This is a genomic window from Vibrio sp. A37 (genome assembly GCF_059777565.1).
This window is the reverse complement of record NZ_JBLNLI010000001.1, coordinates 160818-175689: the sequence shown is the minus strand read 5'-3', so window position 1 is coordinate 175689 and position 14872 is coordinate 160818. Positions and strand designations below refer to the sequence as shown.

At 39.0% G+C, this 14872-nt stretch carries 13 protein-coding genes; 4 read left to right on the top strand and 9 right to left on the bottom strand.

Going from position 1 to position 14872, the window contains the following annotated elements:
- The first annotated feature begins 109 nt into the window (after positions 1-109).
- Complete coding sequence (locus ACM2FC_RS00765; protein WP_498479498.1) at positions 110-955, top strand: LysR family transcriptional regulator; 846 nt, start codon at positions 110-112, stop codon at positions 953-955.
- Between the two features lie 58 nt (positions 956-1013).
- Here the strand turns inward: ACM2FC_RS00765 and ACM2FC_RS00760 are convergent, their stop codons facing one another.
- The 5 genes from ACM2FC_RS00760 to ACM2FC_RS00740 form a co-directional block, all read right to left on the bottom strand.
- A complete protein-coding gene (locus ACM2FC_RS00760) occupies positions 1014-1664 on the bottom strand; it encodes a glutathione S-transferase family protein (RefSeq protein WP_498478904.1) in 651 nt (216 codons plus the stop codon).
- Between the two features lie 113 nt (positions 1665-1777).
- Positions 1778-2674 (bottom strand): class A beta-lactamase, encoded by an 897-nt coding sequence (bla, locus tag ACM2FC_RS00755; protein ID WP_498478903.1) that lies wholly within the window; start codon positions 2672-2674, stop codon positions 1778-1780.
- A gap of 59 nt (positions 2675-2733) precedes the next feature.
- A complete protein-coding gene (locus tag ACM2FC_RS00750) occupies positions 2734-3474 on the bottom strand; it encodes a substrate-binding periplasmic protein (protein WP_498478902.1) in 741 nt (246 codons plus the stop codon).
- Positions 3475-3797: 323 nt separating this feature from the next.
- A complete protein-coding gene (locus ACM2FC_RS00745) occupies positions 3798-4886 on the bottom strand; it encodes a cache domain-containing protein (protein WP_498478901.1) in 1089 nt (362 codons plus the stop codon).
- A 248-nt stretch (positions 4887-5134) separates the two neighbouring features.
- Positions 5135-6037: a LysR substrate-binding domain-containing protein gene (locus ACM2FC_RS00740; RefSeq protein ID WP_498478900.1), complete on the bottom strand. Its 903-nt coding sequence runs from the start codon at positions 6035-6037 to the stop codon at positions 5135-5137.
- A 120-nt stretch (positions 6038-6157) separates the two neighbouring features.
- On the opposite strand from ACM2FC_RS00740, the gene ACM2FC_RS00735 reads away from it, so the two are divergent.
- Positions 6158-6556, top strand: a complete 399-nt coding sequence (locus tag ACM2FC_RS00735) for a GNAT family N-acetyltransferase (protein ID WP_498478899.1) — start codon at positions 6158-6160, stop codon at positions 6554-6556.
- Between the two features lie 31 nt (positions 6557-6587).
- On the opposite strand, the gene putP is transcribed toward ACM2FC_RS00735, so the two are convergent.
- On the bottom strand, positions 6588-8072 hold the full coding sequence (gene putP, locus ACM2FC_RS00730; RefSeq protein ID WP_498478898.1) for a sodium/proline symporter PutP: 1485 nt from the start codon (positions 8070-8072) through the stop codon (positions 6588-6590).
- 520 nt (positions 8073-8592) lie between these two features.
- Positions 8593-9867: an aromatic amino acid transport family protein gene (locus ACM2FC_RS00725; protein ID WP_498478897.1), complete on the bottom strand. Its 1275-nt coding sequence runs from the start codon at positions 9865-9867 to the stop codon at positions 8593-8595.
- A gap of 326 nt (positions 9868-10193) precedes the next feature.
- Between ACM2FC_RS00725 and ACM2FC_RS00720 the strand changes: the two genes are divergently transcribed.
- Positions 10194-11315: a hypothetical protein gene (locus ACM2FC_RS00720; RefSeq protein WP_498478896.1), complete on the top strand. Its 1122-nt coding sequence runs from the start codon at positions 10194-10196 to the stop codon at positions 11313-11315.
- A 252-nt stretch (positions 11316-11567) separates the two neighbouring features.
- Here ACM2FC_RS00720 and ACM2FC_RS00715 read toward each other — a convergent pair whose 3' ends face one another.
- The gene (locus ACM2FC_RS00715; RefSeq protein ID WP_498478895.1) at positions 11568-12938 is read right to left on the bottom strand and encodes a hypothetical protein; all 1371 of its coding nucleotides are present in this window, start codon (positions 12936-12938) and stop codon (positions 11568-11570) included.
- A gap of 467 nt (positions 12939-13405) precedes the next feature.
- Here ACM2FC_RS00715 and ACM2FC_RS00710 point away from each other — a divergent pair, with 467 nt between their 5' ends.
- Positions 13406-14314, top strand: a complete 909-nt coding sequence (locus ACM2FC_RS00710) for a LysR family transcriptional regulator (RefSeq protein WP_498478894.1) — start codon at positions 13406-13408, stop codon at positions 14312-14314.
- Here ACM2FC_RS00710 and ACM2FC_RS00705 read toward each other — a convergent pair.
- Positions 14311-14841, bottom strand: a complete 531-nt coding sequence (locus tag ACM2FC_RS00705) for an MltR family transcriptional regulator (protein WP_498478893.1) — start codon at positions 14839-14841, stop codon at positions 14311-14313. The two genes, ACM2FC_RS00710 and ACM2FC_RS00705, sit on opposite strands and share 4 nt — an antisense overlap.
- Between the last annotated feature and the right edge of the window lie 31 nt (positions 14842-14872).

Sequence of the window (14872 nt, the reverse complement as noted above, 5' to 3'; positions counted from 1 at the left end):
CGTTTTTTCTTAACTAAAGTTGGAAACCACAATATCTGATTGTGTTCTGTCGGACTAACGGATAGTTTTAATGGAATACTTTAATAAAAACGATGAATGGACGTTTCATATGGATATCGACGCTCTCCGTAGCTTTCTCGCTTTCGTAGAAACGGGCAGTTTTACTCGTGCTGCTAAGCAAATTAGCCGTACCCAGTCCGCGTTTAGCGCTCAAATGCGAAAGTTAGAAGATGAACTCAGTGTAAGCTTGTTTGAAAAAGACGGTCGTAATCTTATCTTGAGTGAGGCTGGACTAGCATTACGTTCTCATGCTGAGCAGCTTGTGAGCTTACATAATCATGCACTTAATCAAGTCAAGAGATACGAGAACAAACGTCCGTTGTGTTTGGGATGCCCAGAAGATTACAACGACAACATATTACCTATCGTTATTCGTGTATTGCAGCAAACCGAGCCGACCTGTTCTATCCATGTGTATAGTGAACCCAGTATCAGCTTGAGAAAAAAACTTGATGAAGGAAAGCTAGATGCCGCCATTGTTACTCGTGCGCCAAATAGTGAAGAGGGACACTGGCTGGCTACTGATAGAGGTGTTTGGATTAGCCACCCAGATTTCATACTAGATGGATCGCAGCCTTTGCCCCTAGCTTTATTTCAAACCGACTGCAAATATCACGCAGCTGCAATCGATAGTTTAACGAAACGCGGTTTACCATATCAATTGCTAGCTTGCTGCAATACAGCTTCTGCGCAACGTGCCATTGTTCGTTCAGGTATGGCTATTGGTGCAATGGGAGCTGCAAGTGTGACCAATGACTTAAAGATCTTAAGCGAAATGCCGCCATTACCAGCAGTTGATATAGTGTTGATTACTGGTATTGAACCTCACCCAATATTGGATAAAGGACGCTTAGCAGAATTACATGAGCTCATGTATGAACAGACATGTCCGTAGCCTCGTTCTTTGATTTTGATTCAGATAACAATAAGTGAGTATTGAGCAATATTAATGCTCAATCTGAGTATGCTTCAAAGACTGAAATATCTATATTTTCAATATTGCAAACCGCCTTAATCGTTGGGTTTAGACAAAAGCGTTGCAAATATAGGGCTAAGTTTTTGTACATCAATGGAGACTTTTCTATTGGAAGCGACCACTCCGCAAGCATAAATAGAAAATAATCACAGGCAGTTAAGGTGTCGCCAAGTAAGTATTTATTGTGCTCAAGTTGGGCATCGATAATCGCGAGTGCTTCAGCAATTCGCTTATCTTGAGCGGCGATAATATTAAGGATTGCTGATTCATCATCAGTATGTCGATGTGGGTAATAACGAACCATTAATTCAGCTTGAAGAGTGTTGTTAAGGAACGCTAACCACTGGAAGAATAAAGGTCGCTTTGGGTCACCTAAAGCGGGCATCAAACCCGATTCAGGATGTAACTCACATATGTGTGTACAAATTGCTGAGCTTTCAAAAATAGGCTGTTCATCAATAACTAAAGTTGGAATTCTACCCGCTGGATTCAACCTGAGGTAATCCTCTGATTTGTGAAAGTTTGATTTTCTATCCACTAACAACAATTCGTAGTCAGCATTGACGTGATGAAGCAAAAAATGGGGAGCTAAGCTGGCGTTGTTCGGATAATAGTAAAGCTTAAACAAGGTTTATTCCTATCTTTAATTTTTTACAACCACAACTTAATACTTTATCAAGCAGTATTTCACTCAGCAATAAAGATGCTTTTTATTTCCTACTTCATCAGATAACTCTTTGTTTAAGATGGCTTCTGGCTCGTCATATTTTGATGATGTTCGAAATGCTGAATCATGGCTTTTCCTATCTGCGCAATGGCTTTGTTTAACTCTGATAGTGAAGCGGTATTTTCAGTAAGGTAAATTGAAACGACGAGTGGTTTTGAATTAGGTGGCAACAAACTCGCGACGATACCTCTCGAACCATGACCGCCATACCCTGTTTTGTCGCCTATTTGCCAACTTTTAGGTAACACGGAGCACAATAGATCGTCTGCTACTTTATCACCTTTCATCCAAGCGAATAGTTGACGTTGCTGCTCAGAACTGAGGACGTTTCCGTACAATAACTCTCTCAATGTATGATTGATGGTCACAGGTGTTGTCGTATCACGGACATCTCCTGGTGTTCCGTGATTCAGTTCTGGCTCCCACCTAGACAGATTGGTGGTTTTGTCTCCCGCATTGCGCAAGAATTCTGTTAAGCCTTTCGGTCCGTCAATTGCTCTCAAGATCAAGTTCGCTGCGGTGTTGTCGCTCCAAGACATTGTGGCATCACAAAGCTGAGCGATAGTCATTGTTTCATTGATATGTTTTTTGGTTATTGGAGAATATTCTACTAAATCACTTTTCCGGATCTCTACTGTGTGAAATATCGTCCCGTTATTAAGTGCTGCGGCACAAGCTAGCACTTTAAAGGTACTTGCCATTGGAAAGCGTTGTTTCCCGTTATACTGATAGCTATTACCTGTATTCATATCGTAAAAAGCGACGCCAACTCTAGCTCCACCTAGCGACTTTGAAGTATTTTCAATGCTCTTCAATACTGAGTCCGGTAGAGTGTTAGCAAAAGCTGAGTGAGACAATATCAGTAGAGAGGAAACAATAACTGACTTTAGGGTGCGTTTTATATATTTCATGGATTAATCGATGTCCTTTGAAAGAATTCCTTGTAAGTGCTTCAAATTAAGGAATAGTCCTACTTGTTTAATACGCCTTCAAGTAATTTATTAAACCTTTCGACAAATTGAGGAGATATAGTTTGCTTACTAAACATAATATATTGATTATCTTCGTGTATCTTCATCGGGTGTAATTCTATATTTTCTAGCTGTTTTGTGTCTTTTGCTAGTTTTAGCATCGATTCTTCTACTCCTATGATGCCATCCACCCGACCATACATTAAAGCTTTGAGTTTTTGGTCTTCTGTATTAAAGAGAAACACCTGCTTGGAAAAACGTTCACTTCTCAGAGATTTTTCGGCGTCATCTCCATAAAACGCTCCACGATTTAATCCAACGGTATGGCCAGACTTTAAGTAGCCATGAATATCTTCAAAAGGGTAGTAACGGGCGCTATTGTCCAAAACGAATAGCCTCATCGTCTCTCCGCGATAAGGTAGACTAAACAATGCGTAGTTTAATCTCTCCTCTGACTTGGATACTCCCGGCATAAGATCGGCTCTACCATATTCAATGTCTTGTAACTTTCGCTTCCATGGCCTATGAGATAATTCTAATGTGCAGTCTAACTTTGAAATCACCGTTTTAACCAAATCAATATCTGAGCCAGTAATCGTACCCTCGTCATTTTTGTATTGGTAAGGTGCCCAAGGTTCCCACCCCATTCTTAACATGCAGTCTTTATTGGTGGTTTTTGCGAGGCTTGCACTAGCTGAAAAACTAAAAAGCAAAGCAGACAATATTATTAGAAGCTTCATAACTGACCACATACTATTTCGTTATATAGAGAAACAATAGTACTCAACGTTAATAGTACAATTACTAAAAAATAATCGATGGGCAGTTTTTGATTAATTAAATAATGAAATTAGAGTATCAATATACAAGATATTTATGGCTATTTTGTGTGAGCCTTTTATGTATGCTAAAAACGAATTTTTGTGAGAAATGTAATTTCCGAAGACATTTTGAATTGAATATATAAGCCGAGTTATAACCATTTACACATTCGCTCTGTGAAAATAGTGCTGGCTAGCAGCACTATTTTCTTCTTACTCTTCGCTACATTGGGTTAAGGTGTCTAAATGACATTGACCAAAATCCAGCCAGTTGAAGATAGCTTTACCGCGTTTAAGTTTTGTTGATGGCCGTTATTGGTATAGGTGAATGACCAGTGTTGTTTATTTGGAGAGCTGCGCATGTGTCTAAGAAGCGACTCGATAGTACTGTTCATCTCTTGATCTTGTGATAGTTGTCCATCAATGTCGTCGTTATACAACCCTTTTGCACTGCGATAGTAAATTGGTTTAGTTTGCTGTTCCGAGATATGAGAGCCTAAGTCCGCAATTTTCATACCCTTATCACTCACCAATACGAATCTCCCCATTTGGAAAGTATGTATCGATTCAAAACTCGCTAAAAAGTGATCTATGGTGATGTCGATAGAAGCAACCCCCAAAAGTTGGCTACTGTCATACATAGGGTAAGAGGCAGTGACCATTAAACCATTTCCGACTAAATCCATATATGGTGCAGACCACCCCAATTCTTTCTGCTTAAAATTTGCTGCTTGGTAAAAAGGAGTTTGTGTCGGATTTTTGTTGGCGATCGCTTCATTTAAAGGAACATATGGATAAATAGCCATCAGCTCACTAGAGGTAGTGATATATACCCAACCGTCGTTAAGCACGTTGTAAAAAGAAGAGAAAACAGGGGAAAGTTTAGATATTGTTTGCACTTGTTTTTGTAAGGCTGGGGTGACGGTACTGGCGTTGTATATATAACTTGAAAGCACCGGAGCGCGGTAGTCTGGTTTACTTTTTTGGCTTCGAAAAAAATCGACTTCCCTGATGCCTTGATCGAGTGGTGAGCTAATGCGCTCATCTTTTCGAATATTTGGGTGGTTGCTATAACTGTTTACGTAATGGCCTAGCACGAGCCGGTTTTGCGTATTCTCGTTACTTCCCGTACTTTGGTAAAGTCGAATATAAGCCCTTCCCAATGATGTGGTAGAGCTTGCGACTTGTTCAAATTTCGCATCGATGTTGTCAGCAAGCTCATTTACGAATGCTTGCTGCTGCTCATCTACTTGGTTGTTAACGTTCGCAAGTGCTGAGAAAGAAAATACATTCGATAGGAATATCGGCAGTAGATACCACTGTTTCTTCATAACTGTCCCTGTAAGTAAACTTCATCCATCAATTAAGAGCCTTATTATAAAGAACTTAACGGGTAATTTAGTTATTGACTTGAGAGTCTTGTGATGCGCGATCGAATTGAAGTATGTAGAGAGTGCATGTTTTCAGTTTGTTGTTTTATAAAGAATATATTCCCTAAAGGCATATAAATTAGACAGTCATACGCTAATGAATGAGGATAATTTCCTACAAAGCATAATGAAGTATGTTTATTTAGTATTTAGGTGTTTTGACTTTCTTGTTTTAGCCAGTCAATAAATACGGTAATTCTATCTAAGCGCTTAGATTGTTTGTGGTAAATAGCTGAGTTTCTAATCCCGGGGGTGAGCTCAATATCAAACGGCTTCACCAATAGACCTCGGTCGATAAAATCCCTTGTTAAACTTTCAGTTCCCGGACAAACACCGTGCCCAGCCATTACCGCACTTAATCCCATATCCAGTGTCGACACTTCTAACCACTGCAAAGTTTTCTGGTTTCTAGTCACTTTCGCTTTCTTAAACCAATCATCCCAACAGAAATGGTGATTGTGTATCCCTTTAACTAGCCAGCAACTTAATAGGTCTTTGGGCTCTTTTATATCCATAGAATCCATCAAGGTAGGCGAGCATATGGGGTAAAGCGGCTCTTCGAATAAAAGCTCGTGCATCAAATGGGTAGTAGTCGTATTGTCGAGATCGACTTCACCTAAGGCGATATCAATATTTGCACTTAACTCTGCTAACGAGCGGGAGGTCGAATGTACTCGAATGGGGATATCTGGATACTGGACACTAAACTTCCATAGTCGTGGCATAAGCCATCGGGACGCAAATGAATGGCTTGTACTGACGTTTAAAACCCCATGTAGAGGCTCGTTATTGATGGCATTGAGCCCCTCGACAATATGTTGAAATCCGTGAGAGACATGCTCATACAACATCTTTCCTTCTGGTGTTAGCAGCATCTCTCGTCCGCTTCTGAAAAACAGCTGACAGTTTAGTGCCACTTCCAGAGAACGTAATTTCTGGCTCACTGCTGCTTGGCTAATGAACAACTCTTCAGCCGCACGGCTATAGCTTTTTAATCTTGCGGCAACTTCGAAATATCGAATACCGCTTAGCAAACGTAATCTGCTGTCCATAAGCTCAGCTTATTTGAAAGTTCCATTTTTATTGTTGGTCATTTTAACAGTGACTAAGTAAAAATAAAGTATAGGCCGTAGTGCATCACTTTTTATTTACAATAAACATAAGGTCAGCTAATGAAAATGCAAATAGAGGAAGTTACACCTGAGCCCGAGGAATATATCTCTTTAAGGGAGAGAGCAGGGCTTGCATCAAAGCAGTTAAAGGCAGCAACGTTAGGGCTACCTAACTCACTTTATTGTGTGACTGTTCGAGATGGTGCCAAGTTAATTGGAATGGGGAGAGTGATTGGTGATGGTGGCTGTTTCTTTGAAATTGTTGATATTGCCGTTGACCCACAATATCAAGGTCAGGGGTTGGGGAAAAAGATAATGCATAAAGTAGAGGCGTTTATCGCTGCGAATTCACATCAGGGATCTTTCGTGTCTTTGGTGGCGAATACACCGGAGTTTTATAAGCAGTTTGGATATCAATTGGTGGCACCCAAAATGCCGGGGATGGGCAAGGTATTGTAAAGGTAGGGCCGAGTGGCCCTACCAAAGTAAACTATTTTTGTAAGCTCAATTCCTCGGAGCTATGCTTCGTGACTTCGTCGAAGTGATGAAGCGTTTGTTCGCAAGGCTGCTCGCCTTTTAAACTGACAATCACTAGCGCAAGAGATGCTAGCAAAAACCCAGGTACAATCTCATATAGGCTAAACAGTGCAGAGTTTGGCCACACGGAGTGTGCCCAAATCCAGCCAATCACTACGGCAGCGCCAACAATCATTGCTGCAATGGCTCCGTTTGCGGTACAACGTCGCCAAAATAGTGAGAACAAAATAACCGGACCAAACGCGGCTCCCATCCCTGCCCAAGCGTTACCTACAATAGATAGAATGGTACTTTTCGGATCACTAGCGAAAATCATCGCTACTAGAGAGACGGCAACTACAGCAGCCCTTCCGAGCCACACTTTGGATTTATCGGATAAATCAATGTGGAAGAAGTGGGCGATATCTTCAGTCAGAGCACTCGAAGAAGCCAATAGCTGCGCAGCGATAGTGCTCATTACAGCGGACAACACGGCTGAGAACAAGATAGCGGCAACCCATGTCGGGAACAGCCCTTTTGCAAGCTCTAGAAAGACCATTTCGTTATCGAAACTGTGGCCACGTGTCGCATAATACATTGCACCCGTAATACCGACGGCAAATGCGCCTAGCAGCGAAACAATCATCCAGCTCATGCAGATTCTTCTTGCCACAGGCATTCCTTTTACGTCCCGAATTGCCATGAAACGAACTAAGATATGGGGTTGGCCAAAGTATCCAAGTCCCCATGCAAGTAGTGAGATAATTCCGATAGTACTCGTGTGCGAGCTTACAGTAGAGAAGAAGTGAATGGGAAGCGAACTGGTTGCCATTGAATGATCTAGGTGATACCAAACGGTAATTGGGGTAATCAATAGGGCGAAAAACATCAGTGAACCTTGGAAAAAATCGACCCAGTTTACCGCTAAGAATCCGCCTATCGCTGTGTAGGCAACGAGGAAAATCGCACCGAACCAAACGGCTTGGTGATAAGGCAAATGGAAAAGAGCTTGGAAAAGGAAGGCGCCACTAACGAAACCTGCTGCAGCGTAAAGAGTAAAGAAAATGAGAATAACAACTGCTGTCATCAACCTTAATACGCGGTTTCCATGCCCAAATCGAGCGTCAAAGTAAGAAGGTATAGTCAGAGCGTCGCCAACATTTTCGGTGTAAATTCTGAGTTTTTTAGCCACAAAACGCCAGTTGAGGTAAGCGCCAATAGTTAGGCCAACGGGAAGCCAAAGTTGATCTAAGCCAGAAACGAAAACAGCGCCTGGTAGTCCGAGAAGCAGCCAGCCGCTCATATCTGAAGCTCCAGCCCCCAAAGCGGTGATGGCTGGGCTTAGGCTACGACCACCTAGCACGTAATCCGAATTATCTTTTGTTGCGCGAGCCGCAAAAATACCTATTGCGAACACGATTAAAAAGTAAATCGCCAAAACGATATAAAAAGTTAACATCAAGTCTCCTATTGACCGTCCGCTTATAAACTGATCTTACTGATCGTGAGCTTATAGAGCTTGGTTATTTGTTTGTTTCACCTAATAAAAGTAAAAAATTATAATTATTTTATATGCTTAGTATGTGGATACTTTGCTATCTACTGCTGATAGTGTTGAGGGGCCGATCTACGATTACGGATAGGCAGAAAACAGTGCATAACAATGTTTTTGCAAATCATCGATAATCATTAAATTGAAAAAGGCTGCTCGAGAGATAGCAAATTATGTGCAAAAGTCGACATAATTTGGGCGAAAACACTAGCATTTGCAACCAATGTTTAACATGTTTAATGTCTCAAATTAATGTTTTAATTTTATATACTTAACATTTTTTATATGTTTACAGGCAAAATCTAAGGCTGCATATTCTAGCATTAAATGCAGGGTAATGAGTAATCGGTCGATAACAAGGGTACTTTAGAACAAGAGAAAGGAGCCTTAGATTTTGCTCTCATAGGCACCTTTTCGTTATCCGTTGCTATTGAAAGAAGGCAAGGAATGGTGAAATCAGAAGAAGTCCCCCAGTTAAAATGATCAACTGGGTTGGCAAGCCTCTGTACTTAGCAAGCGAAGGCACTTTATAGACTAAATAAGCTGGGATCAGGCAGCCAACCAAACCAAAAATAGGGCTTGATAAAGAAGTAAACGAGAGAATTGGGAAGTTGCTGGAAATAGCAGCCCATGCCAACAAGATGACGAAAACTACTACCGCATTATTCACTAGCTTTTCGCTAATTGATGAAGCTTTGTACTTGCGACGCAACAGGTTCATCACGATACCTTTGCTTGCTTCTTGGATACCAAGGAAAACACCAAAAAAGGAGGTAACCACTGCAAATAGGTTAATGATGATACCTGCGACTGTGGCCCAGCTGCCTGGGAAATAATAGGCGATGATAGCCAAAGCTGAAATATTGTCTTGTTTCGCATGAATCGCTTGCTGCTGAGAAATCGCGAGAGTAAACGAAATGGCATAGAAGAAGACTATTGCAAATAAGATAGCGAATGAAATTTTCATTGCTCGCTGTGCTTTTACTCGAGCCACTTCCACAGACTTTTCTTTGGAGCGGTAAAAAATCACCATAGGGCTCAAAGACTGAAGAAACAAGATAGAGGTGATAGTAAAAGGCAGAGTAACGATGGCATTTTTGACTAGTGAGCCAATATCGCCGACAGGTGGTAAGTGGCTTAGATGCCATTGAGGGATTAGAAGAACTCCCATTAACGCCACTAACGCTAATACGGTAACGGCTAAAGTACCTGAGAGCTTAAATAGTATTTTCTCGCCCTTTGTTGCAATGAAAGCCAAAGCACTAATTAGAATTAAACCATAAATACTGTTGTTACTTAGATTGGTTTCGGTGACGTGATAAGTCTGTAGGTAGGAGGCGCTGTCATTGGTCACTGCCAACGCGTAAACAAATACCCAAATAATGAGCATAATGAAGTAGAGTGCGCCTAACAAAGCTCCCCAGTTTTTACCTAAATAGCCAGAAATAACACCTGTGTAATCAGTGCATTGTCCTGACTCAGCTAAGGTGTTAATAAACAACTTTTGAAAAAGGTACATGGCCGGATAGCCGATAGCTGAAGAAAGCAAAAATACCCAGATACCACTAACGCCTACCTGAACTGGCAGAAATACAATACCCGCACCAATAGCCATACCAATGCTCATGACAATCCAGCCGTAGTCGGTGGAGTCGAGTTTGATTTCTTGAAGTTGAGGAGGGCTTTCTAGCACACTATCCATTTATTAATTATCCTGTAGATTTTATATTTATATAAATTATCAATTGGTTTGCTAGTCATGTTATAAGTTGGTTGATTTATTTACATTGTATAAACTTATTGTGAATATTTACACTGAATCGTTAGAATAATTACTTAGCTGTATGCCATCAATTTTATCTTAAAAATATTTGGTTATAAGTAATTTCAAAATGTAATTTCAATTATTTTATATGAATTTATTTTTAATTTGTCTATTACATAAGCTGAATGGGAAATGTTTAATTTTTAGTAATATATATATTCCTATCGGTAACTTGAATTAACTATATGCTATTGGTTACTTAAATGATCCTGTGGAAAGATATGATTTACATAAAAAACCTTAATGGTAACCTTATCCCTATTAAAGATTCAGCAAGTAAATATGTTAAGAAGCTAGTTACCAATTTAGTTCTAAATTATGAGCGGGATCTTTCAAAAGCAGTAGCAAAAAATGCAAAAGAGATTGAGAAGGTACTAGATAAATGGCTGAATTCATCTGATAATTTGTATTATCGATATGTTTCTGGCCAAGATGAAAACTCTAGGTTTTATGAAAATGAGGTTCAATTAGCAAAGGCGCTTCTCGGTGAGGTTAACTCCCATGAAAATTTGAAAAAAGAGACCATACTGGCTAGACAAGTCAAAAGCTCTAGTTATATAAGAGCTAATCTTAATACTTTGCTAAAAAAATTAAGCGTCTATTTAATAAAGTATCACACAGATTATCATCAAAATGATAAAAGGGTTCAAAAGGTTTATGGTAAAATTTTTTCTAATTTTAGTACGTACAAAGGTTTGTATTATCACTATTATAGGCTCAATGGTATAAAAGCTATTGTGACCAATCCAAACTCGACAACATCAATTTTTAAAAAAGTTGCTGCGATTCATGATTTAATTGAAGTGTTTGATACAGCAGAACCCGGAACTAGTGATGTCGATGACAACCACAATAAATGTACTATTTTAGAAGAAAATGCACCAGGGGTGTATACAAGAAGAAAGGTCGCTTTAGTTAATACTGAAACTTTTAGAGATAATACTTTTCACAATGGTAAAACAGGCCAATTCACAACCATAAAAGAAACCTCTCCCTTTATTGAGTCTGCAAGGTTAGCAGAAGTACCTACAGAGATGGGGCCTTCGTATACGGCAGGCAGAATGTTTAGCATGTGTAAAAAATTGGGAGCTAATGTTGAAGAATTGACGGCTGCTGCTTGGGCTTTGTTCGCTTTTTGGAATTTAGAATATCGAAAGGAACAAACTAGAGTGCATCGATTTCATTTCGTAATGGATATGGCGCATAACTATGGTGTTAAATATCACGCATTTCAGTATCCGACCCAATGCCCAGATTTTACGCATGATGGATACGAGTTTCGGAAAAAGCGCAATCGACGTGTGGCTATTACATCTCAGGTATAATCGAATTTTAGTAGTTGTTGTCGTTTTTTTTCCAATGTTTTTCTTCTATGCAAGTAGTGTTTTCAGTACTTACTTATTTTTCTAAATACGAATAATTGACTAACCTTGACTAAATGTGATCTTAGAAGTGTTTTATCTTATGTAAGGCTTAAATGTTACTTAGGAAATCTGAATAAGACGACATATATAAAAGAGAAGGTTATATTTTAACCTTCTCATTCAGTGTTACCGCAAGGTAATATCGGTATTAAGTTATCTAGTCGGCGTAGTTAGCAGCGTTGGCGATACTACGTTTTCTGTAGGAGCTTTAGTCGTTTTAACTAGTTTGGAAACTTCGAAAAGTCCATTTGGTCTATTTCTAAATACTTCAGTCTTCACTTCTGGCTCATCATCAGATTGAACTTGCTGTAAGATTTTATCCATAAATGAAACCGAGCTAGAAAACGTAAGATCATAGTTTTCATCATAGTCTCTTATGTAATCACCTGAAATAGATTTCAGTGTTTTGATGTATTCCACGCCACTATTGTATTCTGACTGCGAGATAGGTTTATTAGTTTTACTTAAAAGTTGTAAAAACTTTAATGGGTTAGCTACGACACCACTACATATTGTAAGCGCAGCTACTATAGGGGTTAGCAATACTTTGCGACGATACCAAGCAGAGAATACCTTAGGATCGTAAATAATATTATCAGGCGATTGTCTCGTTGCCCATAATTTTTTTGCTTGTTTGATCGTTTTTGCTAAATAGATTTTTTGAATAATAAAGTCTATATATGCAATGACTCGCTCGGTGATGCCTTTAATTAATTCGAAAAGCATACTACCCACACCAGATACTGCATCTATACTGGCATCAGCGCATATAGATAATATACCAATAGTCATATCTTTTAACCCACCAAGTGTTCCTGTCAAAGATTTTGTAGCTAAAGTTTGAGCTATATGGATAGGTACGCCACTTGCCAAATGCACACCTCTACCTTTGTATAGTTGTTCAAATAAATTCTTACACTGTGTTAGCGCTGTTTTTGTGCCGTCATAAATATCGATAGCATTCTGCACATATCCCCAAAAAGGAATGAATTTAGCAAGCATGTCTGAAAATAATGTGGCAACCCATTGGCCGATATCCGCTATTTGATCGGAAATATATCGACTGTAATGCCCATATTTGACTTTTATTTTATTCATTATTTCATTCCAGAAATTTCTAAGTTCCCGGAGAATTTTTGAATCTGCCGTTTTTTCGTCAAGTATCGTTGTTAGCTTAGTTGAGGCTGTATTGTATATTTCTTGTAGTTTATTATTTGCACTGTTTAGGAGGTTTGTAGCTACATTTTCTAATTCTTCGATAGGCTTGGTGCTTCTAACTTTTTGTACATATTTTGAGTCCCATGCATCTTCAATAGGGCTTGTACCGCAGATAAAATTTTCAAAGCCACCTTTCGCTGTATTTGTTAAAAAATTAGAAAAAGTAAATTGCTCAGTCTCAATATTTAAACTCGAAAGAAATCTAATAGTGCCAAGTCTAACATCCAAGGCTTCTTTATCTTGTATCGTTAATTTTTTACCAATCGCATTACGCCTTGGTCTATTTACACTTGTTTTAGTAGGCATGCTACCCTCGATATTATATTTTCCTATTAGGAGTAGTAGCTATGTATTCCTTCATTCTATCAGTCAGTGAATACTGATAGTAAGCAAACACCTAATTAGAGTCCTATGTTTAAAATATTCCATGATTTTAAATCAAACGTGACCTTGGTATGGCCTTTGATACTATTATCACTAACAAGTTAATTCCTGTCTGGAATAAAAAGATTCCTGTTGGTTGTTTGATTTGAATTAGCTAGATAGTTATGTGGGAATTATGAAATGGGAAATTTATGACTTAATTGATCTGGAATATGTTTATTACTTTGTGTTTGCTTTAAATTTGATTTTAATACATTAAACCTACAGCAATACTGATATGGTTGCAATTGTATACTAAATTGTACTGTTGATATAAATAAGTATATTTTCCTATATCAATCTAGTATAGTATTCAGCTTTAGCTTACAGAGGTATTGGGTGGATTTAGAATGGACCAGCTCAAGAATATAACAATCAATCACTTGCGTTACTTTATCAGTGTTTACGAGTTGGGTGGTATTTCTCAAGCTGCGAAGGCTCATGGTGTGACCCAGTCCGCGATAACAAAGAGCATTAAAAATTTTGAAATTCAGTTAGATTTGCCTCTATTTCATCGCGATACACGTAATTTCTATCCTACTGAAGCGGCGAAAACTTTATATCCAAAAGTTCTGGATATTTGCTCTGCTTATTCCAGTATGGGTAATGTAGTTGACATTATTCATAAAGGAGACCACGGAGAAATCAATATTGGAGTAGGGAAGATTGTTGCGCCGATTGCGACACGTTTATTATCGGTGATGTTTTCAAATCATTTTCCTAATTTGAAGCTTTCAATAAAAGATGACACACCGGAGGGGCTCTACAAAAAGTTACTCCAGGATGAAATAGATTTTTTCATGGTATATAGCAAAGCTGCACAATTTTTTTCACATGTTGATCAGCTTGTGATTAAGAGCCTAATTAGTTTTGATATTGTCGGCGTTATTTCACCTGATGCACAGCAATATGATGACATCACTACTTATCGTTGGTCTTTCCCACAGCAGGTTGCAGAAGGTTTATCTGGATATAGTCGCTTTAGCGATTCGTATAAAGAAATACAGTCAAAAGGCAACATTGCTTATGAAATTGACTTTAATACCACAAGAATTTCTCTAGCGGAAGAAGGCAAAGCAGCAACGATTGTTCCTAAATTTTTAGTGGAAGATAAAATTGCTCAAGGCAAGCTTATCCAGCTGCCTATAGATATCGAAAAGTTTGAACTGTCGGTTTTTTATCTCAGTACGAAACCTTTAAACCAGAATTCAAAGTTAATTCTTGAAAAGTTTCAGAAACATTTTTCTGAAGGGATTTAAAATGGGCTATCTCGATTTAATTCATTGCATATCTCAACGATTGCTAGTGATAGCCCGGACTTGATAACCTGCTGCTGCCTTTGCAGTTGCAACTGATAAAACTCAATGTCGATATCATCGTCGGGTTCCAGCGTTTCTAGTTGCAACATGCTTAATTTTTTCACTAAGTTAAGCTGCTTAATTGGCTCTAAAATATTGGGGTGTGAAAACTGGTAGTCATTACCATCACTTGCAAGTTGTGCCTTTAATTTAAGTAAGCTTGTGACGTCATGGTAGACGTTGTCGTGCAGTACCCCCAAACCAAACAGAAGCTTAAGTCGAACGGAGAGATCGCCTAAAGGGCCAGAATCTTGCAGTAAAGGCCCGACAACGGATTGGACTGCGAAGTTGTCTTTGCGAAAAATTCTATTTATTAAATTATCGATGGCCTCGTTGAGGATTTCTTCAGTCGCAATAAAGAACCCACGCACGGTGGGAGTATTGTTTAAGCGTTCTAGAATGTTAGCTTCGTTAAATTCAGTTGGCATATATTTTTATATTATTGGGGGAGCGATGCTC

Coding starts and splice junctions, on each gene's coding strand:
- ACM2FC_RS00725 (WP_498478897.1), bottom strand. CDS start 9,867: ATGGATAGTGTGCTAGAAAGCCCTCCTCAACTTCAAGAAATCAAACTC.
- ACM2FC_RS00720 (WP_498478896.1), top strand. CDS start 10,194: ATGATCCTGTGGAAAGATATGATTTACATAAAAAACCTTAATGGTAAC.
- ACM2FC_RS00765 (WP_498479498.1), top strand. CDS start 110: ATGGATATCGACGCTCTCCGTAGCTTTCTCGCTTTCGTAGAAACGGGC.
- ACM2FC_RS00710 (WP_498478894.1), top strand. CDS start 13,406: ATGGACCAGCTCAAGAATATAACAATCAATCACTTGCGTTACTTTATC.
- ACM2FC_RS00740 (WP_498478900.1), bottom strand. CDS start 6,037: ATGGACAGCAGATTACGTTTGCTAAGCGGTATTCGATATTTCGAAGTT.
- bla (WP_498478903.1), bottom strand. CDS start 2,674: ATGAAATATATAAAACGCACCCTAAAGTCAGTTATTGTTTCCTCTCTA.
- putP (WP_498478898.1), bottom strand. CDS start 8,072: ATGTTAACTTTTTATATCGTTTTGGCGATTTACTTTTTAATCGTGTTC.
- ACM2FC_RS00750 (WP_498478902.1), bottom strand. CDS start 3,474: ATGAAGCTTCTAATAATATTGTCTGCTTTGCTTTTTAGTTTTTCAGCT.
- ACM2FC_RS00715 (WP_498478895.1), bottom strand. CDS start 12,938: ATGCCTACTAAAACAAGTGTAAATAGACCAAGGCGTAATGCGATTGGT.
- ACM2FC_RS00735 (WP_498478899.1), top strand. CDS start 6,158: ATGAAAATGCAAATAGAGGAAGTTACACCTGAGCCCGAGGAATATATC.
- ACM2FC_RS00745 (WP_498478901.1), bottom strand. CDS start 4,886: ATGAAGAAACAGTGGTATCTACTGCCGATATTCCTATCGAATGTATTT.
- ACM2FC_RS00705 (WP_498478893.1), bottom strand. CDS start 14,841: ATGCCAACTGAATTTAACGAAGCTAACATTCTAGAACGCTTAAACAAT.